General features: G+C 54.6%; 26 protein-coding genes. 7 read left to right on the top strand and 19 right to left on the bottom strand.

Going from position 1 to position 24,531, the window contains the following annotated elements; translation table 11 throughout:
* The 4 genes from VH413_01350 to VH413_01335 form a co-directional block, all read left to right on the top strand.
* A partial coding sequence (locus VH413_01350) for a hypothetical protein (GenBank protein ID HEX3797318.1) occupies positions 1-333 on the top strand: 333 nt, incomplete at its 5' end.
* 19 nt (positions 334-352) lie between these two features.
* The gene (locus VH413_01345; protein ID HEX3797317.1) at positions 353-1,732 is read left to right on the top strand and encodes a S8 family serine peptidase; all 1,380 of its coding nucleotides are present in this window, start codon (positions 353-355) and stop codon (positions 1,730-1,732) included.
* 39 nt (positions 1,733-1,771) lie between these two features.
* Positions 1,772-2,449 carry a HEAT repeat domain-containing protein gene (locus VH413_01340; GenBank protein ID HEX3797316.1) on the top strand — a complete coding sequence of 226 codons (678 nt, stop codon included), beginning with the start codon at positions 1,772-1,774 and terminating at the stop codon, positions 2,447-2,449.
* A 23-nt stretch (positions 2,450-2,472) separates the two neighbouring features.
* A complete protein-coding gene (locus tag VH413_01335) occupies positions 2,473-3,252 on the top strand; it encodes a hypothetical protein (protein ID HEX3797315.1) in 780 nt (259 codons plus the stop codon).
* 713 nt (positions 3,253-3,965) lie between these two features.
* Here VH413_01335 and VH413_01330 read toward each other — a convergent pair.
* The 3 genes from VH413_01330 to sixA form a co-directional block, all read right to left on the bottom strand.
* On the bottom strand, positions 3,966-4,451 hold the full coding sequence (locus VH413_01330) for a DUF2147 domain-containing protein (GenBank protein HEX3797314.1): 486 nt from the start codon (positions 4,449-4,451) through the stop codon (positions 3,966-3,968).
* Between the two features lie 33 nt (positions 4,452-4,484).
* Positions 4,485-5,006 carry a hypothetical protein gene (locus VH413_01325; protein ID HEX3797313.1) on the bottom strand — a complete coding sequence of 174 codons (522 nt, stop codon included), beginning with the start codon at positions 5,004-5,006 and terminating at the stop codon, positions 4,485-4,487.
* A 201-nt stretch (positions 5,007-5,207) separates the two neighbouring features.
* Positions 5,208-5,714, bottom strand: a complete 507-nt coding sequence (gene sixA / locus VH413_01320) for a phosphohistidine phosphatase SixA (protein HEX3797312.1) — start codon at positions 5,712-5,714, stop codon at positions 5,208-5,210.
* A gap of 282 nt (positions 5,715-5,996) precedes the next feature.
* Here sixA and VH413_01315 point away from each other — a divergent pair, with 282 nt between their 5' ends.
* Positions 5,997-6,413 carry a YlbF family regulator gene (locus VH413_01315; protein HEX3797311.1) on the top strand — a complete coding sequence of 139 codons (417 nt, stop codon included), beginning with the start codon at positions 5,997-5,999 and terminating at the stop codon, positions 6,411-6,413.
* A 90-nt stretch (positions 6,414-6,503) separates the two neighbouring features.
* Here VH413_01315 and VH413_01310 read toward each other — a convergent pair whose 3' ends face one another.
* The 5 genes from VH413_01310 to VH413_01290 form a co-directional block, all read right to left on the bottom strand.
* On the bottom strand, positions 6,504-7,184 hold the full coding sequence (locus tag VH413_01310; protein ID HEX3797310.1) for a hypothetical protein: 681 nt from the start codon (positions 7,182-7,184) through the stop codon (positions 6,504-6,506).
* Between the two features lie 80 nt (positions 7,185-7,264).
* On the bottom strand, positions 7,265-8,113 hold the full coding sequence (locus VH413_01305) for a carbonic anhydrase (GenBank protein ID HEX3797309.1): 849 nt from the start codon (positions 8,111-8,113) through the stop codon (positions 7,265-7,267).
* Positions 8,114-8,128: 15 nt separating this feature from the next.
* Complete coding sequence (locus VH413_01300; protein ID HEX3797308.1) at positions 8,129-8,428, bottom strand: PLDc N-terminal domain-containing protein; 300 nt, start codon at positions 8,426-8,428, stop codon at positions 8,129-8,131.
* Positions 8,429-8,463: 35 nt separating this feature from the next.
* The gene (locus tag VH413_01295; GenBank protein ID HEX3797307.1) at positions 8,464-10,023 is read right to left on the bottom strand and encodes an SPFH domain-containing protein; all 1,560 of its coding nucleotides are present in this window, start codon (positions 10,021-10,023) and stop codon (positions 8,464-8,466) included.
* A gap of 20 nt (positions 10,024-10,043) precedes the next feature.
* The gene (locus VH413_01290; GenBank protein ID HEX3797306.1) at positions 10,044-10,607 is read right to left on the bottom strand and encodes an NfeD family protein; all 564 of its coding nucleotides are present in this window, start codon (positions 10,605-10,607) and stop codon (positions 10,044-10,046) included.
* Between the two features lie 392 nt (positions 10,608-10,999).
* On the opposite strand from VH413_01290, the gene VH413_01285 reads away from it, so the two are divergent.
* Both VH413_01285 and VH413_01280 read left to right on the top strand, forming a co-directional pair.
* A complete protein-coding gene (locus VH413_01285; GenBank protein ID HEX3797305.1) occupies positions 11,000-11,521 on the top strand; it encodes a phage regulatory CII family protein in 522 nt (173 codons plus the stop codon).
* A complete protein-coding gene (locus VH413_01280) occupies positions 11,518-13,113 on the top strand; it encodes an FAD-dependent oxidoreductase (protein HEX3797304.1) in 1,596 nt (531 codons plus the stop codon). Before VH413_01285 ends, VH413_01280 begins: the two co-directional genes overlap by 4 nt.
* A 372-nt stretch (positions 13,114-13,485) precedes the next feature.
* Here the strand turns inward: VH413_01280 and VH413_01275 are convergent, their stop codons facing one another.
* From VH413_01275 to hisG, 11 genes are all read right to left on the bottom strand, one after another.
* Positions 13,486-14,379: a D-hexose-6-phosphate mutarotase gene (locus VH413_01275; protein HEX3797303.1), complete on the bottom strand. Its 894-nt coding sequence runs from the start codon at positions 14,377-14,379 to the stop codon at positions 13,486-13,488.
* A gap of 148 nt (positions 14,380-14,527) precedes the next feature.
* A complete protein-coding gene (locus VH413_01270; GenBank protein ID HEX3797302.1) occupies positions 14,528-15,148 on the bottom strand; it encodes a DUF4337 family protein in 621 nt (206 codons plus the stop codon).
* A gap of 12 nt (positions 15,149-15,160) precedes the next feature.
* Positions 15,161-16,090, bottom strand: a complete 930-nt coding sequence (gene trxB, locus VH413_01265) for a thioredoxin-disulfide reductase (GenBank protein ID HEX3797301.1) — start codon at positions 16,088-16,090, stop codon at positions 15,161-15,163.
* 105 nt (positions 16,091-16,195) lie between these two features.
* Positions 16,196-17,431: a DUF4340 domain-containing protein gene (locus VH413_01260; GenBank protein HEX3797300.1), complete on the bottom strand. Its 1,236-nt coding sequence runs from the start codon at positions 17,429-17,431 to the stop codon at positions 16,196-16,198.
* A complete protein-coding gene (locus VH413_01255; protein HEX3797299.1) occupies positions 17,428-19,323 on the bottom strand; it encodes a Gldg family protein in 1,896 nt (631 codons plus the stop codon). Before VH413_01255 ends, VH413_01260 begins: the two co-directional genes overlap by 4 nt.
* A gap of 15 nt (positions 19,324-19,338) precedes the next feature.
* Positions 19,339-20,088, bottom strand: a complete 750-nt coding sequence (locus tag VH413_01250; GenBank protein HEX3797298.1) for an ABC transporter permease — start codon at positions 20,086-20,088, stop codon at positions 19,339-19,341.
* Complete coding sequence (locus tag VH413_01245) at positions 20,085-21,041, bottom strand: ATP-binding cassette domain-containing protein (protein HEX3797297.1); 957 nt, start codon at positions 21,039-21,041, stop codon at positions 20,085-20,087. Before VH413_01245 ends, VH413_01250 begins: the two co-directional genes overlap by 4 nt.
* A gap of 309 nt (positions 21,042-21,350) precedes the next feature.
* Positions 21,351-21,734 (bottom strand): DUF2203 domain-containing protein, encoded by a 384-nt coding sequence (locus tag VH413_01240; protein ID HEX3797296.1) that lies wholly within the window; start codon positions 21,732-21,734, stop codon positions 21,351-21,353.
* A 21-nt stretch (positions 21,735-21,755) separates the two neighbouring features.
* Positions 21,756-23,453, bottom strand: coding sequence for a tetratricopeptide repeat protein (locus tag VH413_01235; GenBank protein ID HEX3797295.1), 1,698 nt, complete (start codon positions 23,451-23,453; stop codon positions 21,756-21,758).
* Positions 23,454-23,536: 83 nt separating this feature from the next.
* Entirely contained in the window at positions 23,537-23,638 is a 102-nt protein-coding gene (locus VH413_01230; GenBank protein ID HEX3797294.1) for an AURKAIP1/COX24 domain-containing protein, read from the bottom strand.
* Positions 23,639-23,653: 15 nt separating this feature from the next.
* The gene (gene hisG / locus VH413_01225) at positions 23,654-24,529 is read right to left on the bottom strand and encodes an ATP phosphoribosyltransferase (GenBank protein ID HEX3797293.1); all 876 of its coding nucleotides are present in this window, start codon (positions 24,527-24,529) and stop codon (positions 23,654-23,656) included.
* Between the last annotated feature and the right edge of the window lie 2 nt (positions 24,530-24,531).

Here is a 24,531-nt window from a genome sequence, read left to right as displayed (position 1 = left end):
GGCTTGCATCCATTTTACGCCATTGTGACCGACAACACCGGGCATCAGTATCGCACCCAAACTCAGAATGTGCGTTTCATCAGCGTGGCGAACAATGGCGCAAATCTCATCGGTGTGGATTATCCGTTCACGCTCACGTTCAACCCGTCGCCGCTGACGCTGTTTTGGCCTGCGACTGCCGGTCGCAGTTATTTTATCCAAAGCACTACGAATCTGGACACGACCCCCTTTCAAACTCGCGCCATGTTCGTGCCCGCCAGTTCCGCCGCGCAATGGACGGCAACCGACGCATCTCCCGCGCAACAATTCTATCGCATCAGTGTTACACCCTAGATATGCTTTGGGCAGGACGATGAAAATGATCTGGCGTTGCTGGCTGGTTTGGCTGTTTGTGTGTTTCGCAAGTTGCGCAAGCGCGCCCGCCGCTCCCGCCCCGGCCAATTCGCTGGCATGGCACAAGGACAGCAATAAAGTGGATGCCGATGTCAGCTCCTGGGACGTCCGCCAACTGCTGACACGCATCGCCGCGGAGACCGGCTGGCGCGTTTATCTCGATCCCAATGCCGTCCACAAAGTTTCCGCCAAATTCAAGAACCTCAACAGCGGCGATGCGCTTCGTTCGCTGCTCGGCAGTTTGAATTTCGCGCTGGTTCCCGAGGCGCACGGCCCTTCGCGCTTGTATGTGTTCCGCACCTCGCGCCAGCAGGCCACTACGCTCATTGCCGCGCACAAACCCGCCGAGCCGATTCCCAACGAACTCGTGGTCACGCTCAAGTCACATTCTAAAACCAAGATTGAAGACCTCGCGCGCGCGCTCAACGCGAAAATCATCGGGCGCATTGATGGCCAAAATGAATATCTCCTCCAGTTCCAGGACGATGCCGCCACGCAACTCGCGCGCACAGAACTCGCCAACAATCCCGACGTCGCCAGCGTGGATGTGAATTTCCCGGTGGACGCGCCCCCAACCGCTGTGGCCTCCGACAGTTCCAGTCCCGACCTGCAACTCAAACCGCGTTCCAGCGAAGATAATTGCCAGTTGGTCGTCGGCTTGATTGATACGCCGGTGCAATCCCTTTCCGGCAACCTCAACAGCTTCCTGAAACCGGCCATCCACGTCGCCGGAGATGTTTCCGCCTCCACCGCGCTCACCCACGGCACGGCGATGGCTGAAACCATTCTCGACGCGCTGCAAGCCAAGACCGGCGGCAGCACTTCCGTGCAAATCTTGCCCGTGGATGTCTATGGCAACAGTGAATCCACCACCACCTTCGACGTCGCCAGCGGCATCGTGCAAGCCGTGAACAACGGCGCGAACATTATCAACCTCAGCCTCGGCGGCACGGGCGACAGCCAGGTTTTGCACAACACCATCATCCAGGTTTCGCAACAAGGCATCCCCATCTACGCCGCGGCCGGCAACGACCCCGTCACCACCCCGACCTATCCCGCGGCCTATCCCGAAGTCATCTCCGTGACCGCCACCGACAGCAGCGGAAACATCGCCTCGTATGCCAATCGCGGCAGCTTCATAGACATGACCGCCCCCGGCGACAACGTCGTCCCCTACGACGGCCAAAGCTACCTCGTAGAAGGAACCTCCACCGCCACCGCCTTCGTCAGCGGAGCCGCCGCCGGATTAGCCGATAGCTCGCACGCCTGCGCCGACCAAGCCGAATCCCTCCTCCAAAGCTCCCTCCCAAAATCTTCGATTCTCAAGACGGCGCAATAATAATCAGACACCCATAATCATGATCCTAAGTCTGAGTTTATGGGAAAACACCGTCTTATAATTTTGGCTATAGCGGCGCTTGTTTTGTTCAGCGGCGTGGCCTGGCTAATAGAGCGATCGAATGAAAAAATTTATAAAGGAAAGCCATTGAGTGAATGGCTGGCCGGAATGGATTATGGCCAGCCGCCGCTTGTGCGCAGCAACGCCACCATCGCAATCAGGGAACTGGGCACAAACATTTTGCCCCGACTGCTATCGGATCTTGACCGGCCCCGTCATCGGCTGCGGGAAGGGATGGCGAATTTGGGCAACGATCTTCTCGGCAAAATGTATATCAATCAGAATCGGTTCAGGTTCGTAACCTTTAATGACCGCAGCCACCGAGCGGTTCAGGCTTTTTGGGTTTTGGGACCGGCTGGAGAATCTGCCGCACCGGAACTCATGCGACTGTCCGTAGAAAATCCATTTTGTCTGGACACTTTCCAATACATGGGGCCGGGCGTTATTCCAGCGTTGGCAAAGGCTTTGACCGATACCAACCAATGGGTGCGTTATCACGCCGCCGTAGTCGTTGGCTCTTTTGGCCCCAAGGCAAGCGAAGTCGTGCCGATTCTCCTCATAAATTTGGCTGAAACCAATCCAACCGTTCGCAGAGAAATGACTAACGCCCTAATGAAAATCGACCCCATCGCTGCCGCCAAAACTGGAATCAATTAATTCGATCAATCTTCGAACCAGCGATGAACCACGAAACCCTTTTACCGGTGGAAACCACTGCCGTGACCAAACCGCAAAAACGGTCCCGATTTCGCGCCGCGCGATTCGCCTTTGTTGTCATCATCATCGCCACAATCTCCATTTCGTTTTTTACCGTCCGCAAAAGGCCGGCGCAACAAATTGTCTGGCTTACCGGACCGGAGTTTCATCAAGCTTACGATGGAGGGTGGAGAAGGATCGAAGGAAAGCTTCCCCTATGGATATTGCGGCTTTGGTCGCGTTTCACCCCCAAACAACCCGGCATATCCGTGAAAGCATCGTTGTTCACGCTCTCGTCTCCGATTGAACTATTGGATTTGGGTGCAGCGATCACAACCAATGCCAATGGCACTCGTGCCTGGATTCTTTCATCTGCTCAAGCGAAGACTTTGATAGATCGCGTTGAGCGTACGGACCATGTGGACGGAATGGAGCATCTCGAAATTATCACTGCCGCTGGAAGCTCAGCTCAAATTCAATCGGTGACCACTTCTAATTTTGGGGGTAAGCCCGTGTCTATAGGACCAATTATTAGTATTTGTCCCCGAGTCTCGGGCAAGGACATTAACCTTCTCACGGAAGTCTATATTAGCGGCTGGAGCCTGCCACCGTCCAACACCGCCCCTGCTCCGGAACTGAAATTTGACGCTGCTTGCCGGGCAATAGTGCCAAAAGGCGGCGCCCTTGTTCTACTAGGAGGAACCGATAAAGACATTAAAGACGGAACTCATCTCTGCATTCTTTCTTCGCAATTAAAAAAATAATGGGTGCTTTGGCCGTTCCAATCTCAACCCAACTTTGAACTGCATCTGCGGTCATGAATATCATTTGGCGCTGACATAAAATTTGTGGTGCAAGCGCATCTGCCGCCAGATCGTGCGTCATATTGCGGCGGCGGCTTTTACTGATCGCATTTCCGATTTTTTCAACCCGGAGGGTTGACGAAAATTAGCCGGGCGGTCGAGAAGCGCGCAGCGCGACGAACACCCCCGGAACGCCAATCCCCTTTTCTCTCGCGTCCTGAAAGGACGCCGGAAAATGTCATGGCATGCCAGTGCGGAACCGCCGCTCGGCCGTCCAAAGTCCCCTCAGGGACGACAGAACTTAGCCCAGCAATTTATTGCTGGGTTCCCATCCGTCATAAATTAAGTCCCGCAGGGACGAAAGAAATTCCGCCGCCACTCTTCCATCGCCCGCAAAAACCAATCGCTTCTCATTAACCCCCGGCTTCAGCCGGGGGAAATGCCGCTCCTTAAAAAATCTATCCCGAGCAAAGCGAGGCGGGCCCGTTCCTTGGAACAAAACCGAACCAACAAAAATTTCACCCAATCCATATTCCAACAATCCCTAATCTCGTTTTCCTCTCTGTGCCCGTTCGTCGAATTGGCTAGTTCGGGACTGTCCCCTGCCATCCGGTCAACAATCTCAATGGCGTCAGTAGTTTTTCGCTTTTCAGTTTTCGCTTTCATACGGCAACTTACTTCGTCTCCTCCGCCCGCGTCCAAGTCACCGTCCGGCCAAACAGTGAAATCCCGATATATCCATGCACTTCAAGCTTGTTCGGCGATTTCAAAATCATTTTGCACTTATAAGTCTTGCCCGTTTCGGGATCATAGATTTTGCCCTCGTCCCACAGATTTTTTCGCGCATAGACAAACTCCGTCATCAGTTCGATCCCGATCACCGGACGATCGCGTAGTTTTGGATTGGGATTATAGCGGTCGTTCTTGGGCTTGCCGCCCATGCCGTGCTTGTCATTCGCCGGCCAATTCGGCTCGGCGATGTTTAACACCTCTCCGAAGTAACGGCCATCTCGCTTGAAGATTTTTACATCGCCGCGATCACCCGTCGTGTGCCACACGCCGATGATTTCATCGCCCGGCGATGCCTCCTCCGACCGCGCGCCGAACTGTGGCAAAATCAGTGCGAGACCAATCAGCCAGGCGGCGATGATTTTGTTCATGCGGTCAATTCATACGCTGAACGACCGCTGACATCAATCTTTCCGGCGAACCAAATTGACAAAGCGTTGTGCGCGGTCCTGCACGACCGGAGAAATCGTGCGCTTGGAAAAACCCTTGTGCGCGTAATACCCGAACCGCGTGTTCCACATGACATACATGTCGTAGTCGTCCGGCATGTGGCCGTTCTTCTCCTTGAAATACGCCGCCAGATACGCCCAGTGCAATCGCGCCACTTGCAGTGCGATCCCGGGATTTTGATACTCCACCGATTTGGAATAGCTCTTCCAAACCGGGGGACTTAATTGATAACGGCTCACTTCGCCCGCCGCGCCCACCGCGCGGTCATCATTCCCCGTTTCGATCATCCCCAGGGCATATAGCCGTTTCGCATCAAGTGACGCCGGATCATCCACCGATTTGACAACGGCAGTGGTTGGTCCAGGTGTGATGGCTCCGGCGGTTCCAGGAAAACATAGGCCGCCGGCCATGACGAGGCAGCCGGTAAAAGCCGCGCGCGCCATGAACAATGGATTTATGTGTGTAAGTTTCGACATGGGGTAAACCTCGTTAGAATGAATTAAAGCGTCCAAATTCTAGCATAGAAACGCCCTTCGTCAACTCCCATAGGCAGGGTCATTGAAGCAGATACCACTACAGATTGTGGTTTTTGAAAGATTTTCTACCACCTGTCTTGATTCAAGACAGAAAAAATTCTCACGCAAGCCCCCTCCCGCCGACCCTTGACACTCCCCATTTCAACCTGCTTGGCGCAACTGTGATGACGTCAGCAGCCATTCCAGGCAGGCGCAACGTCCATAGGACAAGTCGCCCACTGCCAATTTGCACAACGCCCCCTTTTTCATCGTCACCAGCGACCGGTCATCCCCCGAAATCAGCCGCCCGATCAACCGGCTCAAATAAGGCTCGTGCCCCACCACCAAAAGGCTCTCACACTCGCCGTAGTCACGCTTCAATTCCTCAATCAACACCCGGGGATTGCCCCCTTCGGATGCCAGCGCCCCCGACACCTCCATCAACTCCTCGCACCCCAGCCCTTCCGCCACGATCTTCGCCGTCTCTTTCGTGCGCAGGTAGGGACTCGCCAGGATCAAGTCAAATTCCAATTCCAGTGACTTCATTCCCCCCGTGGCGCGGCGCATCTTCGTCCGCCCCTCGGCCGTCAAACGCCGCAGACTGTCGTCATTCGGCGCCTCCGGGTTTCGATCTTCCGCAATGCCGTGTCGCAAGAGATAAAGTTCCATGGGTGAATTGTGTTCCCGCAATCATTCCGTCTCCACGCAACAGAAGTCAATCCCACACGCAACCTGCCTCAACTCATTTCCGCACCTATCAACTCTCGATCTTTACCACCGCATTCGGAAATCCACCGCGCGGTAGGGCGGAACTGCCGCTCCGCCGTCCCAACTGAAAACTTGAAACTTCAAACTTGAAACTTCCCCGCCACATTGCCATTTGCATTTATGACCCGCCTGTGGTGTATTAAACCCAGTGACAAAGTCCAAAACCTGGTAACAATTTAAATTATGGAAACTCAAATCGAAGCCTCCGCTCTCATCTCCAAAACCCGCGAACTCTGCCAGGCCATCCTGGACGAACCCGAGGTTCGCGCCATGCGGCAGAAGCTCGATGCCTTCTCCGCTGACGACGCCGTTCGCGGCCAATACGACGCCCTCATGATGAAAGGCCAAGCGCTCCAGCAAAAGCAACACTCCGGCGCCCAACTCACCGATGCCGAAGTCGAAGATTTCGACCGCCTCCGCGACGCTTTTCTGAAAAACCCCATCGCCCGCGGTTTCCTCGACGCCCAGGAAGGCATGCAGAAAGTTCAACAAACCGTTTCCCAATACGTCAGCAAAACCTTTGAACTTGGCCGCGTCCCCGAAGAAAGCGATCTCGAATCCGGCGGCGGTTGCGGTTCCGGCTGCGGTTGCCACCATTAAAAACGCCGCAAAAAATATTTAAATCAAAACCAGCCGGCTCCCCGGCTGGTTTTTTATTTTTACGAAAAACGTAAGCTGGCACACACATCGTTAATTCTTCTTCGGCGTCACCACCAGCGTTCCATCCTTCACCTGAATGCTCTCGTAACTATCAAACGCCGGCTTGTTCGGCTGGCCATTGAACTGCTGCGACATGCTCGTCTGGAACGCCGCGACATATTTTGGCGGCAACGGCTTCCCCTTGACCTCCAGCGAAATAATGGACACCGACAAATTCCCATTCGAGACCGACGCCTTGAACGTCCCACTGCCATTGAAATAACGCCCCTTCGCGTTCAACATCTGCAACGCCTGGATGTTATCGAGCGGCAAACTCATCTGCCCCTTGATCTGGTCGCCGTCGAGCGTCAGATAAACTTTCCCGCCCACCGCCTTCACCGGCTCGCAATCATTGATCAACGCCGTCAACTCCGGCCCCGTCAACACTAGCGGCGGCACATTCGTGTGCGCATCCACCGCCGCGTCGAACGCCGCCATCCGCTCATTTAATTTTTTCAGATCGTCCGCCGAAATTCCCGAACTCGGCAGCGCTATCGGGCTCGTGTCCGTATAATCGGACACCATCTCGCTCATAAACTTGTAGGCGTAATGGGTCGCCACCCCAACGCCGATCGCCACCAGCACCGCCAAAATGATACAAGTGATGCACCCGTAGAAAAAACAGCCGCGCTTCTTTTTTTGCACCGGTTCAACCGTTGAGATGTCAGTCATAAAATATTTATTTGTGATTTAGAAATACGCTTTGAAACCCCGCTCGCCATCACTCCATTCATTTATCCGCCACAACCGCGCTAAAATTTCATGTTCCGCGGCAGCTTGAATCCCGGCGGCACCACCGGCATCGGAACCTTTGGCGGAACCGGCGGTGATTTCACGATCACCGGCGGCGCAGTCGCGGGTGCAACCGGAGTCCCTCCCGCCGGCTTTGGTTCATTCACCTGCAAAGTCCGTTCCACCTTCGACGCCAAATCTCCAATCTTCGTCTCCGGAAATTTCATCTCGCCAATCTTGAAATCCGGCAGCGAATTGACTGCCACATTAAACCCGCCGGTCAAAGTCGCGCCCTCGGTGTTCCGCACCGCCGCCAGCGTCGTCGCCTCATAACCGTTCACCACCCAATTCAATTTCCCCGTGACGATGTCCACCATCAACCCATGCACCGGTATTTTCGGGCCGATCAACGGACTCTGTCGAATATGCTCGACTCCCCTCATCACGTTCTGCGGCTCACTGGCGAACAAGCCGAAAAATTCCGTCAAATTATCCGGCAGCATCCCCCGCTCAATCCCCAGCGCGCGAAAACATTCCGTCAAATTCATCGCCGAAGTCTTGCGCACCGCGCAATCCGTATGGCCGATGATGGCAATCTCCTTCGCGCCCTTGAGCGCGCACGCCAGCGCCAGCGAACGCGCTGTCCCCGTTATCGAACCATCCACGATATTTCCCGCCGTGCGCAACTGGATGAAATTTTCCTTCGTCACCCCCAGCACATCGGGAAAGATCGGGTTCAGCCTCGGATCAATGCACGTCAGCGCCACAATTGGCAACGACTCGGCAAACTCCGCCTGGTGCAATCCCGCTGTCAAATCCCCCGCGAGGGCGCGGTGATTCGCTTCAACGATTGCTTCAAATAGTCGCATGAATTTTTCGCCAAACTATCGGACAAAACTTGCCCGCGGGCTTCTGGAACGTCCGACAAAAAAATAAATCAACGCGCCCAAACAATGCGTGAAAAATATCACCAGCGCCCAAATCACCCTTTCCGTGCCGCTGATATTTTCATTTCGGATGCAATCCACCAGCATCCATATCCAAAACACAAAGGCGAATGCGATCAGCGCCAGCAACACCAGCGGAAACAACAACCCAACCGCCATCGGCACCAGCGTCAGGCACAAAACCACGGCCGCTATGAACAACACAAACACCGCAATGATTCCAACGAACAAACTCATATCATCCCTTTCTCCGCGGAACGCCCACGGATTGGTTACGTCTGTTTCTTGTCATCTTCCGTTTTCTTCACGTCGTTTTCCGATTCCATCGCCCGTTTGATCGCCGGCACCTGTTGAAGCAATTTCTCGAACCGGATGCCCGTCAAACTCTCGATCACCGGCGGTAATTGGCTGATGATTTGCGCCACGTCGCCCGTCAATTTGCTCGCGCCGCCGCCCGGTCCGCTGCCGCTATTGATGATCACCATCTTGTCCGTCTTGGCCAGCGGTTCGCTGATCTTGCCGGCAACCTCCGGCAAAATACGGACGATCATTTCGATCACCGCCGCCTCATTATAAATCTTAAACGACTCCGCTTTCAGCTTCATCGCTTCAGCCGTTGCAGTACCTTGCGCCTCAATAATCGCCGCCTCCGCCAAACCGCGCGCCTTGTTCGCTTCCGCTTCCGCGATGCCCGTCGCCTTCGCCACGTCCGCATTCGCAAAGCCCGTCGCCTTCGCCGCCGCCGCCGCGCCGGACGCTTCCGCTTCTAATTGATATTTCTTCGCGTTCGCCAATGTCTCCACGCGGTACCGCTCGGCGTCCGCCGGCTTCTGCACCATCGCTTCGAGTTCGCGCTGCTTGCGTAAAATTTCCTGTTGCTGTAATTCGATCTGCTTCTGCTTTTCGATGATGTTGACCTGAATTTCTTCCGCCTTCACCAACTGCCCGGTCTTGAACTTCTGCAAATCGTACGCCAGATCCGCCTCGGCTTTTTTCTGGTTCACCACCGCCTGGTAAGTCGCCACGTTCGATTGATAATCCCGTTGCGCCTCGGCAATCTTCGAGTCCGCCACGAATTTCGCTTCCTGCCCCGCCTGCGTCGCCGCCGCCGAACGGATCATCGCGTCACGGTCAGCCTCCGCCTGCGCGATCTGCGCGTCGCGCTTTACCTGTGCGATCCGCGGACGCCCCAGCGCTTCGAGATAACCCTGCGCATCGCGAATATCCCGAATCGTAAAACTGACGATGGTCAAACCCATGTTCGCCATGTCGCCCGCCGCCACTTCCTGCACCTTCGAGGCGAACGCATCGCGGTTCTGATAAATATCCTCCACCGTCATCGTGCCGAGAATCGCACGCAAATGGCCTTCGAGCGTTTGCATCGCCACGTTTTTGACTTCGTCCGTGGACTTGCTCAAAAACTGTTCCGCCGCCGTCGCCACCGAAATATCATCGCCCTTCACCTTGATCTGCGCGATGCCATCCACCTTCACTGGCACGCCTTTGCTCGTATAGACTTCCGGCGTGTTCACATCAATCGTGAGCAACTCCAGCGAAAGGATGTCCACCTTTTCTACCACCGGATAAACAAATGTGCCGCCGCCTTTGACGATGCGAAAGCCGCGCGTGTTTACCTGGCCGTCCGGATCGGTGTACCGGTGGCTCTTGCCGGAAACAATCAACACCTGGTTCGGCCCCACTTTTGTGTACCGGCTCAAAATGGTTACCACCAATGTGAAAAGAACCACCGCGATGATCAGTACCGCCGCAACTACCATGGCCGTCGTAGTCAACCCGCCTATATCCGCCAGAATTGGATTCAAGTTTGTCATAGAATTCGTCTCTCTGAATTTCAAACCGTCTTCACGTAAAATTGCGAACCGACAATGCGCACAATCTTGACGGTCGCGCCCGTCGGCACCGGTGCCCCATCGGTTTCACGCGCCGGCGCGGTATAGCGGCTGCCCGACTGCACGTAAGCGATTTCTCCGACGCCATTCTGCGGAATCGGCGTGATGATATGCCCAACCGCTCCTTCCAAATCACCAACTTTCGATTCGCTCGAACTTTGGGTCCGCTTAAATAATTGCCGCAAGCCCATCAGCACCACTCCCGACGTCAGCACCGCGAACACCGCGGCCAACGGCGCGCTCAACAAAACATTATGCGTCGCCGGAATCTGATGAAAAATAATTCCGAATCCGCCAAAGGCCGTTATGAACGTCGTGATGACCGTCGGGCTGAAAATCGAAACCCCCGGCATGTCACTCGCATCTCCGCCTGCCTCCGCATGCCCGCCGCTCCCGCCCACGTGCGCATCATGCCCGCCCCCGCCCATCACGTGCCCAAAAAATGCGGTCAACAAAGTGAAAACCAGTCCAACCCCCAAGCAAATAAGATAGATAAAGAATTCCATAAATACCCGCCTGTTCGTTTTCTTTACTTATCCGCGAAATCCATTTGCCCAGCAAGGAATTTCAAGCCGCCAAATCCTCTCCGCTTCGCATGCTCCATTTGATACAACGCGCCCGATTCAAAATCATTTATAATTTCATCCCGCGTTTATAACCCGCATCGAAGCAATCACGCCATCATTCCAAATCATTTTTGACGCAGAGGCACAGAGGTCCTTGCGGACGGCCACTGGGAAAAAGAGTCATGAATAATATCCCTTCATCCTCGTCTCATTTCTTTCCCCGCTCTGCGCCTCTGCGTCAAATCTAATTCACCGAAAACCCCAACGCTCACGAATACACCACACGCCCTTCTGGCTTGCAATTCCCACCGCTCCCTGCATTTTAGTTTCCCATGCAATCTCACGAGTTATTGCGCGAAGTTTTTCAGAAATGCAGCGCCAAACAAGTCGCCGCCGAGTTGAGCCTTTCGCTCTCCATGATTTACAAATGGGCTGAGCCACCCGAGGCCACCGTCGGCAGCGGAACCGCCAATCCCCTCGATCGCATTGACGCCCTCCAAAAATGCACCGGCGATCTGCGCATCGTCCAATGGCTCTGCCAGCGCAACGGCGGATTCTTCATCAAGAATCCCAAGACGCATAATGCTCACCAGGAATTTCTCATTCCCGCCACCAATGAAATCATCCAGGAATTCGCCGACCTCCTCGCTGTCATCGCCACCGCCGTTGCCGACAACCAAATCGTCGCCAGTGAAGCCGCCGACATCCGCGGCCGCTGGGAGGAATTGAAATCCGTCACTGAAGGTTTTGTGCAATGCTGCGAACAGGGAAATTTTCGCCCCATGAAAGACCAGTCCGCCGCCAATGCCAAAGCCAAGTCCGAAGCCCCTCATTCACGTCCCTCCCCCAAATGAAAAAATTCTGGCGCGCGTTTTTGTTCTGCGCCGCGTCCGCGCTCGCTGCGCACAATTCCGCCGCTGAAATCATCACCGCCGACGTTTGCGTTTACGACGGCACTGCCGGCGGAGTCATCGCCGCCGTTGAAACCGCGCGCCTTGGCAAATCTGTCGTCCTCACCGAATTCGGTTCGCATCTCGGCGGCATGAGTTCTGGCGGCCTCAGCCAAACCGACATCGGCAACAAAGCCGCCATCGGCGGTCTCTCGCGCGAATTCTATCAGCGCATGGGCCGCCATTATCACAAGGAGGAACAATGGTCCTTCGAGCCTAGCGTCGCCGAAAATATCTTCGTCAAAATGGCGCACGAAACCAAAGTGCCCGTCTATTTTCAACAACGCCTTGCCTCCGTAAAAAAAGACGGCGCGCGCATCACGGAAATCGTGATGGAAAATGGCAATATTTTTCGCGCGAAAATGTTCATTGATGCCAGCTATGAAGGCGACCTCATGGCGCGCGCCGGCGTTTCCTATTTCGTCGGGCGTGAACCCAATTCGCAATATCACGAAACCCTCGATGGCGTCCGCCCCCAAACGCCCAAGCATCAATTCACCATTGCCGTAGATCCCTACGTGAAACCCGGCGACCCAACCAGCGGCTTGATTCCCCTGGTTCAACCCGGCGATGGCGGCGTGCCCGGTGCCGGTGACCGTTGCGTGCAAGCGTACAATTTCCGCCTCTGCCTCACGCAAAATCCCACCAACAAAATTCCCATCGCCGCGCCTGCCAATTACGATCCCGCGCGCTACGAACTACTCGCGCGTTACCTCGAAGCCCTTGTCGCCGCCGGCAAAAACCCCAAGCTTGGCGAGTTCATGCACATCCAGCCGATGCCGAACGGCAAAACCGACATCAACAACAACGGCGGTTTCTCCACTGATTTTATTGGCGCGAGTTACGATTATCCCGAGGCGAATTACACGCGACGTGAACAGATCTTTCGCGAACACGAAGATTACACGCGCGGTTTCCTCTACTTTCTCGCGACCAGCCCGCGCGTTCCCGAAACCATGCGCCGCTACATGCAATCATGGGGCCTGGCCAAAGATGAATTCACCGACACCGGCGGCTGGCCCCATCAACTTTACATCCGCGAGGCGCGCCGCATGATTTCTGATTACGTCATGACGGAAAATAATTGCCGCGACTCGACCAAACTTCCCGACGCCATCGGCCTCGCCGCCTACACGATGGATTCGCACAACTGCCAGCGCATCGTAAAAAATGGCCGCGTCGAAAATGAAGGCGATACTCAAATCGGCGGCTTCCCACCCTATCAAATCGCCTATCGTTCCATCGTGCCGAAAGTGTCCGAGTGCGAAAATCTTTTCGTCCCCGTCTGCCTTTCCTCAACGCACATCGCTTACGGCTCCATTCGTATGGAACCGGTTTTCATGGTGCTCGGTCAATCCTCCGCCGCTGCCGCTTGCGAAGCGATCAATGATAAAGTGGCGGTGCAAAAAATTGACGTCGCCAAACTCCAGGCCCAACTCCTCGCCGAAAAACAAGTTTTGGAATGGCAGGGCAGTCCCAAGGCCGCACCGCACTAGAATTTTATAAGATAAGCTACAAGCGGCGCGCGTAACCGTCCTTGATGGAAGAGCATAACTATAAACGTCTCGCCCCAGTCCGGCAGGAAGATTCCAACGCGCGCAGGACGGAGCTGACGCTCCCCGTCCGAAGTCCCGCAGGGACGGCAGATATTTGCCCAGCAATTTATTGCTGGGTTTGCGTCCATTGCAAATCAAGTCCCGAAGGGACGAAAGAAATCCGCTTATGGAACCAACCCTCACCTACTTGCCCAACACTTCTCATTAATCCCTAACTTCAGTTAGGGGAAAATCCCAACGTATGCAAGAAACGGTTTTAACCGTTTCTCAAATTTAACACCAACAGCTTTGGTATTGTGCTGGAAAACCCAATTACAAAGGCGCGCTCGACAACCTGGCCGTTAGCGTGGCCGTTTTTCCCGGCGCCAGCGTCACACTATTTTTGCTGACGTTGCCCGACTCCACGCAAACCATCGTGTGATATTCTTCATCGCCAAAATCCGCCATCGCCTTGGATTTCGCTATCCACGGATTCCAAACCACCGTCGCCGCTGAACCGGTTTTCTCCACCAAAATTTTCCGGTGCAATTTGCCATCGTGAATCTCCACCGTTGCCTTGGTCTCCATATAAACCCGGTCCACCTCGGACGAAATCACGATCGCATCATTCGTCTCCGTCTTCTCCGCGCCGCCATCCACCTTGTCCAAATAGCGCACACCCTTGAGTCCTTTCACCGCGACTGAGCCGATGTCACCGATGGTAAAGTAACTGTGCAAACAATCTTCATATTTGAATTCCTCACTGGAAGATTTATTTGTCACCGTTAATTTGACTTCCAAAACCTCACTCACCGTCACGAAATAATCCGCCTCAAAATTGGCGAAGCCCGCCTCATTCGTCTCCGGCAAATGCAAATGAACCGTCACCGCTCCATTCGCGCCCTTCGACGCTCCCGCCAAAATCCAATTCTTCACGCGTGCAAATCCATGCGCTGGACAACCGGTGCGCCCGCCGAACCACGGAAAAATTACCGGGATGCCCCCGCGAATCGCGCTCGCCTCATCGAACTTGCTCTTCGCGCTCATCCACAAAAGCGGCGCCTCGCCTTGTTTTTGAAAATGGGTCACATGCGCCCCGTGCAAATAAATCTCCGCCACACTTTGCCCTGCCTTGATGCTTACCATCGGCAAGCCGCCCGAACCCTTGGTTAAAGTGACGCCTTCCGGAAGTTTAATCCCCTGCCCTGAATTATTATCTGTGCCCATAGAATTACCCCGATATAACACCCCGCGCCCCAAACTTGCAACCGTTTCATACTCCTAATGGACCGCGAGTCTATGACTCGCAGCAACGCACGGCTAAGACTGCCGCCCCCGGCTTATACCGCAACTCTAAACTCTATCTACGCTCTCCTCAATGCAGCCAAACCATCACCATCTGCCCCGTCGCAATCGCCGCCAGCGCCAATGAAACGTACCAAAGCCATTTCTTCTTCGCCACAAGACAGATCGAACCCATCGCGATTGAAATTTGGAAAATCGAAGTCACATTGCCCATTCGTCCGCCATGCGCGCTCGAATTCCTCGCCGTATCCAAGGCCTGCCCGCTCAAGCTCGTTTCATTATCCGCGTCCGCTTTGACCTTGTCCTGGTCATCCTGATATTTTTTCACTTTCGCCGTGAAAACTTTTTCCCGCTTGTCCGCGTCAACGCCCACCGCCGCCACGTTGGTCGAAAGATCGTGAACCACCTCGTAAAGATTTCGCTTGATGGAATCCGCCTGGTATTGCCCCCACTTGTCCGTCGCCAATGCCTGATGATACGTCGCGTCGTTCAGCGAGGTCAGCGTCCGGCTCGAATATTTCCCCGCCCATTGCGTCGCCACCGCCGCGAACACCGCGATGAACACGATGGACATCGAAGTATATTTCGTCCACGACTCGCGCTTCTCTTTTTCCTTCTGCGAAACGCGGTCCGCCTTCAGGTCCGCTATGAAAACTTTTAACTCGCTTATTTCCTTGTCCAACGATTCCATAATCCAACCCCTTTATTCATTCCGCGCCGCGAGATAACGCTCCGTATCAATCGCCGCCGCGCAACCCTCGCCCGCTGCCGTCACCGCCTGGCGATAAACATAATCGGCGCAATCGCCCGCCACAAACACGCCCGGAATATTCGTCGCCGTTCCTCGTTTTTGCACGATGTAACCGTTCGCATCCATGTCTATGATGCCTTTGAACAAATGCGTGTTCGGCATCTGGCCGACCGCCACAAAAACTCCGGCGCAATCGAGCACGCTCTCGGCCTCGGTCTTTAAATTCTTCAAGCGCACGCCGGTAACCTTGTCCTGTTTGACATCTAAAATCTCCGTCACTTCCGTGTCCCAAATCGGTTTGACCTTCGCATGCGCCAAAGTGCGTTCCGCCATTACTTGCGATGCCCGCAAGGTATCGCGCCGATGCACCAGATAAACCACCGATGCGAAGCGCGTGAGATAAGTCGCCTCTTCGCAAGCCGAGTCGCCGCCGCCAACGACCACCAGCGGCTGATTGCGAAATATCGGCAACGCCCCATCGCAGGTCGCGCAATACGTCACGCCCTTTTTCTCCAGCAAATGTTCCGAGTCCAAACCCAGATGGCGATGCCCCGCACCGCTCGCGATGATCACCGTCTCGGCTTCCACCCGCTCGCCATCCACGGTGAGCACCAGCGGCGTGCCGGAAAAATCCACCGATTCGACCGTCGCAAATTTGATGCGCGCGCCGAAGCGTTCGGCCTGCTTCTGCATGCGGCACATCAATTCATAACCGTCAATGCCTTCGGGAAAACCGGGAAAATTTTCAACGATGCTCGTCGTGGTCAGCAAACCGCCGGGATGCAAGCCGGTCAGCACGAGCGGTTGCAGATTGGCGCGGGCGGTGTAGAGCGCGGCAGTGAGTCCCGCGCAACCTGTCCCAATAATCACAACTTTTTCCATAAGGGCACGCAAGATAGTTTCATCCCGCAGACTTGGCAAGTGTGGAGACGGCAAGTCCAATTTAACCGCGGAGACCCGGAGACGCAGAGAGACTGATGGAAGAACTTATTTCGCGTCAGGCTTCTCGGGAGGAACCAGCCCCTCCTCGTGTTTCTCGATCACCGGTTGCGAATCCGTCGAATCTTCTTTCTTCGTCTCTTCCTTTTTCTCGGCCACCAAATCTTTGCGGTCTTTCAAGACCGGTTCCACCGTCCACGACGGAATCAAATAAATCCAATTCTCAAATTCTTTCGTCTGTTTTACCCTGGCTTCAAGGTCAGACTGGCGCTTCGCCCACGCGGTGTCGGCCTTGGCTTTATCCTCCGGCTTTTCATCCTTCGCAGGTACGCGCTGCTTCGGAAAATTCGCCGCCACGGTCACCGTGATTGGATAATCGTCGTTCGTCTTGCTGCCGACTTTTACCGTGTAAGTGAGATCGTCAAATGTGTCCACGGTGACAACCGTCGGCTTATCCAGACCGGCGGGTTGGGGTTGCGTATTGGCGGGTAAAACATCTGTAAATGACGGTGACGAAAACGGACTCGACACACCCGACGCCCGCGCCTGATCCAATTTCTCATCACCCTTCGCATCAGAGAAATTCCAATCGCCCGTTTCCGTATCACGAACAATCTTCCACGAATTCGTCGCCGCCGGAAAAGTCACAGCGATGGCTTTCGGACGCTCGATCTTGAAAAAATCCTTGCTCACCCACACGTCCGGCTTCGCTTCGAGATTGTTGAGCGGATCGGCAATCAGCAAAGCATTATGCGTGTTGCCGCCCACAAACACATAGCGGCCATCGGACATATTATCGCCACCCATCGAGAACTGCGACGGCGGCCGCGCCGATTTGTTTATGTGCTTTTTCCCGAGCGCCAGTGTCTTGATGGATTTTCCATCCTTGTTTTTTAGATCAACGATGACGCCGGAATTCGTGCCCGTGCCGGGCTCCAGTTCCAATCGCGCCAACTGCGACGGCCCGACTTCTTCATTCTGAATGACTTTCAGGTCCGCGGCCTTGATGAGAAAATCACTGATCTGGGAAAAATTCGCGGGATAATCCGAGCGCTCGCGCACCCGCCACATATCGTCCTTTTTGAACAAAACCAATTCGTTCGTGCCATGCTTGATGTCGAGTTCCGTGACATCGTTGATCGGAAAATTATCTCCGAGCAATTTTTGCCCCGTGCCCTGCTCACCTTCATTGGCGGCGCGTTCATGATTTTTCCGCAGGAGCAGACCAGCCCCTCCGAGGATGACTAAAAGAATTAGCAGAATTCCGAACTGTTTACGATTCATTTGGCAGACGTGCGTTTACGTTTAAAGATGGCGAGGCCGATGCCCGAGATGGCCACCAGCGCCGGCATGGCGATGATGTTGCTCCACTTGATCGTGTTCTCAAGCGCGTTGATTTCCCGCGTTAAATTTTTCTTCTCCTGCTTCAACTGGACGTTGACCTCGGCCTCGTTCTTCTTGAGCTTCTCCAGTTCGACTTGCTGCTCGGGCGAGAGAATGAACTTCTGCTGGCCTTCGCCCTTGCTCTTTTGCATCTCATTGATTTTTTCCTGCGCGTCCTGCAGCGTCGCCTCGAACGCCTTGATCTTACTCTGCGAAGCTTCCTCCGCCTTCGCCTGCAACGCCTTGATGCGCGTGAATGGACGATCCATCGCCGCGCGGCTGCGAACCGTAATGAGATTCACATCCCCACCAAGCTGGTCCACTAAATTCTGCGCAAGGATAAGATTGCCATTTGCCGGAATAACTTCCGTGCCCAAAAAAGTCTGCTGCTGGCGAAGACAGAATTGGTCCGCCATCATATCGGCATCGCCGAACAATACCACTACCGGACTGTCTGTGGATTCCTTCAACGAATTCCCGGCGGGAGCAGCATTCGTGCTGTCTTTGTCCTTGGGCTGCCCGTCGGGAAATGCCGTCTTGAATTTGCCGGTCAAGCGAAGCGCCAGCGCGTACTCCGTGCCCGAAGGCTTGAAGTCGCGCATGATGTTATCACTCGAAAAACTCGCCATCATGCCGTCCACAAGTTGCGAATCCTTGGTGGTCTTCAGCAAAACCGTTTCATTGAGCCCCGCCACCGGCGTGCCAGTGAAGACGCCGCCCATCGCATACCAAATATCGTGAATCTCACTCGTCGCGACGTCGTTGGTATTGATGCCGCTGGTGTCGAGCGCCAGAAATGTCGGCGCGTCCACCGGCTGATTATTCGGCCCCATCGTCTTCACTTTGAAATTCATGTCAGCGACGACTTTGCTCGTCTCAAATTGAATGCCCCACGCCTTGAGCAATTTGTCCAGCGACGAGCCCTGTCCCGGCATCTGGCCCATCATGCTTTGGCTGCGGCTGTCCACGATGGAAACGGCGTCGAGAAACGCGATCAACTTTCCGCCGCGCAGGACGAATTGATCAATCGCATATTGCGCCGTGTCGGAAATATCCTTGGGATCCACCACCACCAGCACCTTGACGTCGTTATCAATCTTCGCCGTGGTCATCTCAATTTCGCGAACGTCAAAATCCGATTTCAATTCGCTGATGAACACCCACGCCGGTTCGCCTTGCCCGCCCTGCCCCATTTGCACGAGCATCGGATTGGCGGGCTTGCCAAAAATCGGCAGCGGACTCATCACCCCCACGATCGGCTTCTGCGGTTCAGTCACGCGCGTGATGGCGCGCGACAAGTCGTATTCCAGCAAACGCTCGCGGCTCGGGTCGAGAAAGGGAATCGCTTCCTTGGTGTCCACCTGGCTCACTGACAAGCCGAGATAAAGTTTTTCACCGGTCGGCAAAGGCTGGCCTTCGACACCATCCAGCCGCGCGGAATCTTCGGCATCAGAATCCGGCTTGGGATCGTATTGCTCAACGATGATTTTGCCGTGACCTGCCTGTTTGTATTCCTGCAACAGGTCGGAAACGTGTTGGGCGTAGGTCTTGAAAAAAATAGTGTCCGGCGATTCGTTATCACCGGAAGAATAGTAAAAACGAATCTTCACCGGCGTGTCCAGGTGCGCGAGAATGGCCTTGGTGCCGGCGGAAAGCGTGTAGGCTTTTTCCTTCGTAAAATCAAACCGCTGTTTGACTGTTGCAGTAAGCGCGTTAAACGCAATGATGATGATCAGCAGGATCACCACGCCGCCAACCGAGTAGAGGATATTTTCGAAAGAGTTCTTCTTCATCGCTTGAAAAATTTTTTAGCCGGCACGGTGACTGCGGATGATTACGCCCGTGGTGAACAACGAGAAAATGATCACCGACAGGAAAAAGATGATGTCGCGCGAATCGAGCACGCCGCGCTGTAAACTCTCGAAATGCGTCATCACACTGAACGCCGCCACCGTCTCCACCAGCGATTGCTTGAAGCCCATCACTTGATAGAGAAAATTCGTCACCGGCGGATAACCGACGAGAATCAACAGGAAGCACAGCACCACCGAAATGATAAAACTCACCACCTGATTGCGCGTCATCGCCGAGGTCATGCAACTGATCGCCAGATAACCGCCCGCGAGCAGGAAACTGCCGATGTAACTGGTAAGGATCACACCGTTGTCCGGCGCGCCAAGATAATTCACCGTGATGATCACTGGGAATGTCAGCACCAGCGCAATCGCCAGGAACAACCATGACGCCAGAAATTTTCCGATGATCGCCTGCCACGGAGTAATCGGCATGGTGAGCAATAATTCCATCGTGCCGAGTCTTCGCTCCTCGGACCACAAACGCATTCCCGCCGCCGGCACGAGAAATAAATACAACCACGGATGCCACATGAAAAACGAATGCAGCGTGGCTTGTCCCTGCTCAAAAAACCCGCCGAGCATGAATGTGAAAAATCCCGTGAGCAGCAGGAAGATCACGATGAACACATACGCTACCGGCGAATCGAAATACGCGACGAGTTCGCGCTTGGCGATGGCTTTGATGTTGGCCCAGGAATTCATTTCGCCTCCTTCGCGGTGTCCGGCATGGTGATGGTGCGAAACACCTCGTCCAGCCGCCCTTCCTCCGTGTGCAATTCTTCGATGCGCAGTCCTGTCGCCGCGTCCGCGATGCTTTGCGCGAGCGCGCCGTTGGCCGCGCCGGACCGCGGCGTGATGCGTGCGGTGACGCTCGTGGCTTCTTCTTTTACGATGACAATATTTTTCACGGTCGAAAGTTGCGAAAGTTTCTGGTTCAACGACGCGGCATTCACGCCGTTCACGCGCAAAGTGACCGCGCCGGCGAAATCCGATTTCTGGCGAAGCTGTTGCGGTGTGCCGTTGGCGACGATTTTGCCGCGATCAATGATGATGGCGCGCGAACACACGGCATCCACTTCTTCCAGGATGTGCGTCGAAAAAATGATCGCCTTTTTTTCGCCCATCTTGCGGATGAGCGTGCGGACTTCGTGCTTTTGATTGGGGTCGAGGCCATCGGTCGGCTCGTCGAGAATCAGCACGTCAGGATCGTGAATGATGGATTGCGCGAAACAGGTGCGATGCCGGTAGCCCTTGGAAAGCGTCTCCACACTTTGATGCAGCACCGCTTCGAGAAAGCACATTTCGACGGCGCGATGAACGGCCTTGCGGCGCGAGTCGCCGTTGAGTCCGCGAATTTCCGCGCAGAAACTCAGGAAGCCAAACACCGTCATGTCGGTGTAAGCGGGAGCATTTTCCGGAAGGTAACCGATCAGACGTTTGGCGGGGATGGGATTTTCCGCCATGTCGAATCCACCGACCGTCACCGAGCCGGAGGAAGGCGGGATGAACCCCGTGATCATGCGCATGGTGGTGGATTTCCCCGCGCCGTTCGGCCCGAGAAAGCCCAGCACTTCACCGCGTTCTACCGAATAAGATATGTCGTCAACTGCCCGCTTCGAACCGAATAATTTTACCAGATTCTGAACCTTAATCATTAAACTAGCTCCGTTTCTTGTCGTAGGTGACGGGTGGAGATAACCAGTTCAGGTCCAAATGTAAACTCGTTTCTCACACCGCGCGCGCGCCACTGCCGGCGCGCTCACGTAAAAGTGTTCCGCAAATTTTGACAATCTGCCCGCCGGATGTTCAAAAAAAATTTACCGGCCCGCCCGGTTGCGTGCCGGGCTTTTTTCGATTTATAAATTTTTGCCGCAAGTTGTCAAATAATTCTGACGCAGCAAAAGAGGGTTTTGTTCAAAGAGAAAATTATAAGGCCCAGAGGCCGTATGGATCCTATGCAACTACTACAACGGTTCCCGCCCCGCAAATCCCGAGTCAATATCATGCCAGAACTCCACATTTTCCTCGTCTTTTTCCCAGCACAAAAAAACTTCGCGGTCGCCGATCAGCGCGGGAAAATCTATCAGCCCGCGCGCCAGATCCTTGATCATGATTTCACGGTCGCTGAAATGCTGCAGCAGTCCCTTGATCTCGCTCAACAATTTGATGGACTGATTGACCAACTCGCCGCCCGTGTCCTGCCCTTCCGCCATCAAGCCCGCAATTCGCCGGTCATTTTTTTCCAACTCGCTCCGCAATTCTACAAGGCGGTCAAGCCATTCGCGAAGCTTGGGCAACAGCGCGCTCGCCTCTTCGCGCGTATAATGTTTTTTGAATTTATGCGCCACAATTTCCGTGATTGAGCCGCGTCATTGGCTGGGCTTGCTGACGACGTCGTTCAGTTTTTTGCGCACCTCGGTATTGGGATCGAGCGAAAGGGATTTTGTCCACGCTTCGCGCGCCTTGTCAGTCTGCTTGAGCAGCGCATAAATATCGCCGAGATGATCGTAAAGCGTGGGGTCCGGCTCGTCGGAAAGTTCGATGGCCTTTTGCAGTTGCGGCAAGGCTTCCTGCGGACGATTCAGTTTGTAAAGCACCCAGCCGAGGCTATCGAGATATGCGGGACTCTTCGGCTCGAGCCTGACGGCTTTCTCGATGAGGTCGTGCGCCTTTTCCAGTTTGACGCCGCGGTCAGCCCACATGTAACCAAGGTAATTCAACGCTTCAGCGGAATCCGGCGAAAGCTCCAAACTTTTCTGAAAGCAACGCTCGGCCTCTTCATAATCCCCGCCGCGTTCATACGCCGCGCCCTGGTCAAAATAAAATCCGCTGTTCAACCGCTTCGGGTCGGAAGCTTTTGCGATGACTTCCGCCGAGGTGAAATGATTGATCGCGTTGGTGAAATCTTTCTGTTTCTCGTACGCGAGCGCGGTCAGGACTTCCGGCACGAAACCCAGTTGAAATTTCGTATGCGCCTTCGCCAATGTTTCCAGTGCGGCCTTGGGATCATTAATATCAATTTGCACCCGCGCTAGGTCGTAATATGCTTCCTCAAAATCCTCGCTCAAGATCAGCGTCTTCTGAAAATAATCCACGGCTTCGGGCAACTGGCGCTGGTCATCCGCCAAACTGCCGAGCAGATAATACGCTTGCGCATTCGCTGGATCGTCCTGGACAATGGCCTTGAGCTGGACGGTGGCATTCGTGTAATCCTTTTCGCGCAAATAAATCCGCGCGAGCTTGTCGTGAACGACCGCGCGCGCGGCGGGCAGATCATTATAGGCATCCACGAGATCAAGATAAACCTGCGTGGCGTTGGTGATGTCTCCAAGCGCGCTGTAACTGTCGCCCAGTTTCATGCGCAGTTGCGCGTTGTCCGGTTGCAAAGCGGCCGCGCGATGCAAAACTTCCAGCGGTGTTTTTCCGGCCGACACCGTTTCCGCCGGCGCCTGATGTTCGAGCGTCACGAAAAGCTCCACCAAATCGAGATCGAATTCCGCGCTCGTATCGGGAACTTTGGCCGCCTGCTGCAAAGTTTTCAGCGCATCCTTGTGCTGGCCTTTTTGCAGTTGGATGAAAAATAAAATACGATAACCCTCGATCGAATCAGGGGAGCGCTTGATGGCCGTCGCGCAGGCATCCACCGCTTGCGGCCCCTTGTCCAGCGCGGAATCAACCATCGCCAGGCGCGCAAAGAGAACTCCCGAAGCTCCGGGAACCGCCGTGGCGCGAGTCAACAAATCCTGTGCGCGGTCGAGTTGTTTCAGTTGAAGATAACGGCGGGAAAGATCCAGCACTAAATCGGTGTTGGAAGGATCCTCGGCGGCAGCCTTCGCCAATTCATCCAAAGCGAGGTCCGGCTGTTCGTCCATGTCATAGATCATGCCCTGCGCGTAATGCGCATAAGCCTGAACGAGGTGATCATCCACTTCCGGCAACGGTGGAGCGACCGTTGTTTGATCGGAAGCGAGACTGGTGGCGCGGTTAGACGGCGTAACGCAACCGGCCAGCAGCACAAAGCTTAGGGCCAGCAGCAGCAACAACCCGCGATTGCGACCACACAGCATGCGGTAAGGTAACTCTTTTAAGCGTCCGCGCAACTCTCGCGAAAAGTTGCGCGGACTCAAAAAGCACTTCGCCAAAACGGCGGTTACTTCTGCCAGGTGCGCTTCTTGTGGCGGTTGGCCCGAAGCTGCTTGCGGCGTTTATGTTTATTGATTTTCGACTTGCGGCGTTTTTTCAGTGAACCCATATATTAATTTGCGTTTCAGTAAACTACTTTATTCAAAGGATATTCGATGATGCCTTCCGCGCCCGCGGCTTTCAGCAGCGGGATCAATTCGCGGACGACGTGTTCATCTATGATCGTTTCGATGGCCACCCAGCCTTTAAGACTGAGGTTGGACACCGTTGGATTACGCAGAGATGGCAAACTTTGCAACAACTTTGCCACATTTTTCTCGGCGATGTTCATCTTGAGGCCCACCTTGACCTCGGCTTCCAACGCCCCACGCAGGAGCATCGCCATCGTCTCAATCTTCTTGCGCTTCCATTTATTCTTCCACGCTTCGTGGTTGGAAATGAGCCGCGGCGTCGAGGAAAGCAGCGTGTCCACAATGCGCAACTTATTCGCGCGCAACGAAGAACCCGTCTCCGTCAACTCAACAATCGCGTCCACCAACTCATGCGCCTTGAATTCCGTCGCGCCCCAGGAAAACTCCACTTCGGCCTTCACGCCATGCTTGCGCAGGTATCTTTTGGTGAGATTCACGACCTCGGTCGCGATGCGTTTGCCCTTCAAATCTTTCACTGACTTGATCGGCGAATTCTCCGGCACCGCCAGCACCCAGCGGGCGGCTTGGCGGGTCATTTTGCTGAATTTAAATTCACCGACTTCATGGACGTCCGAATGATTTTCCTGAATCCAATCGTGGCCGGTGATGCCGCAATCCAAATAACCGTGCTCGACATAGCGGCTGATTTCCTGCGCACGAATCAGCCGGATTTCCAATTCCTCATCATCCACATACGGCACGTACGAGCGGCTGCTGACCTGGATATTAAATCCGGCCTTCGCCATCTTCTCGATCGTGGCGTCCTGCAAGCTGCCTTTGGGCAACCCAAAGCGTAATTTATTCTTCATTC

The organism is Verrucomicrobiia bacterium (genome assembly GCA_036268055.1).
In the GTDB taxonomy this organism is placed as follows: Bacteria; Verrucomicrobiota; Verrucomicrobiia; order Limisphaerales; family Pedosphaeraceae; genus DATAUW01.
Note: the sequence above shows the minus strand (reverse complement) of the source record. Positions and strands in the feature narration are given on the sequence as shown.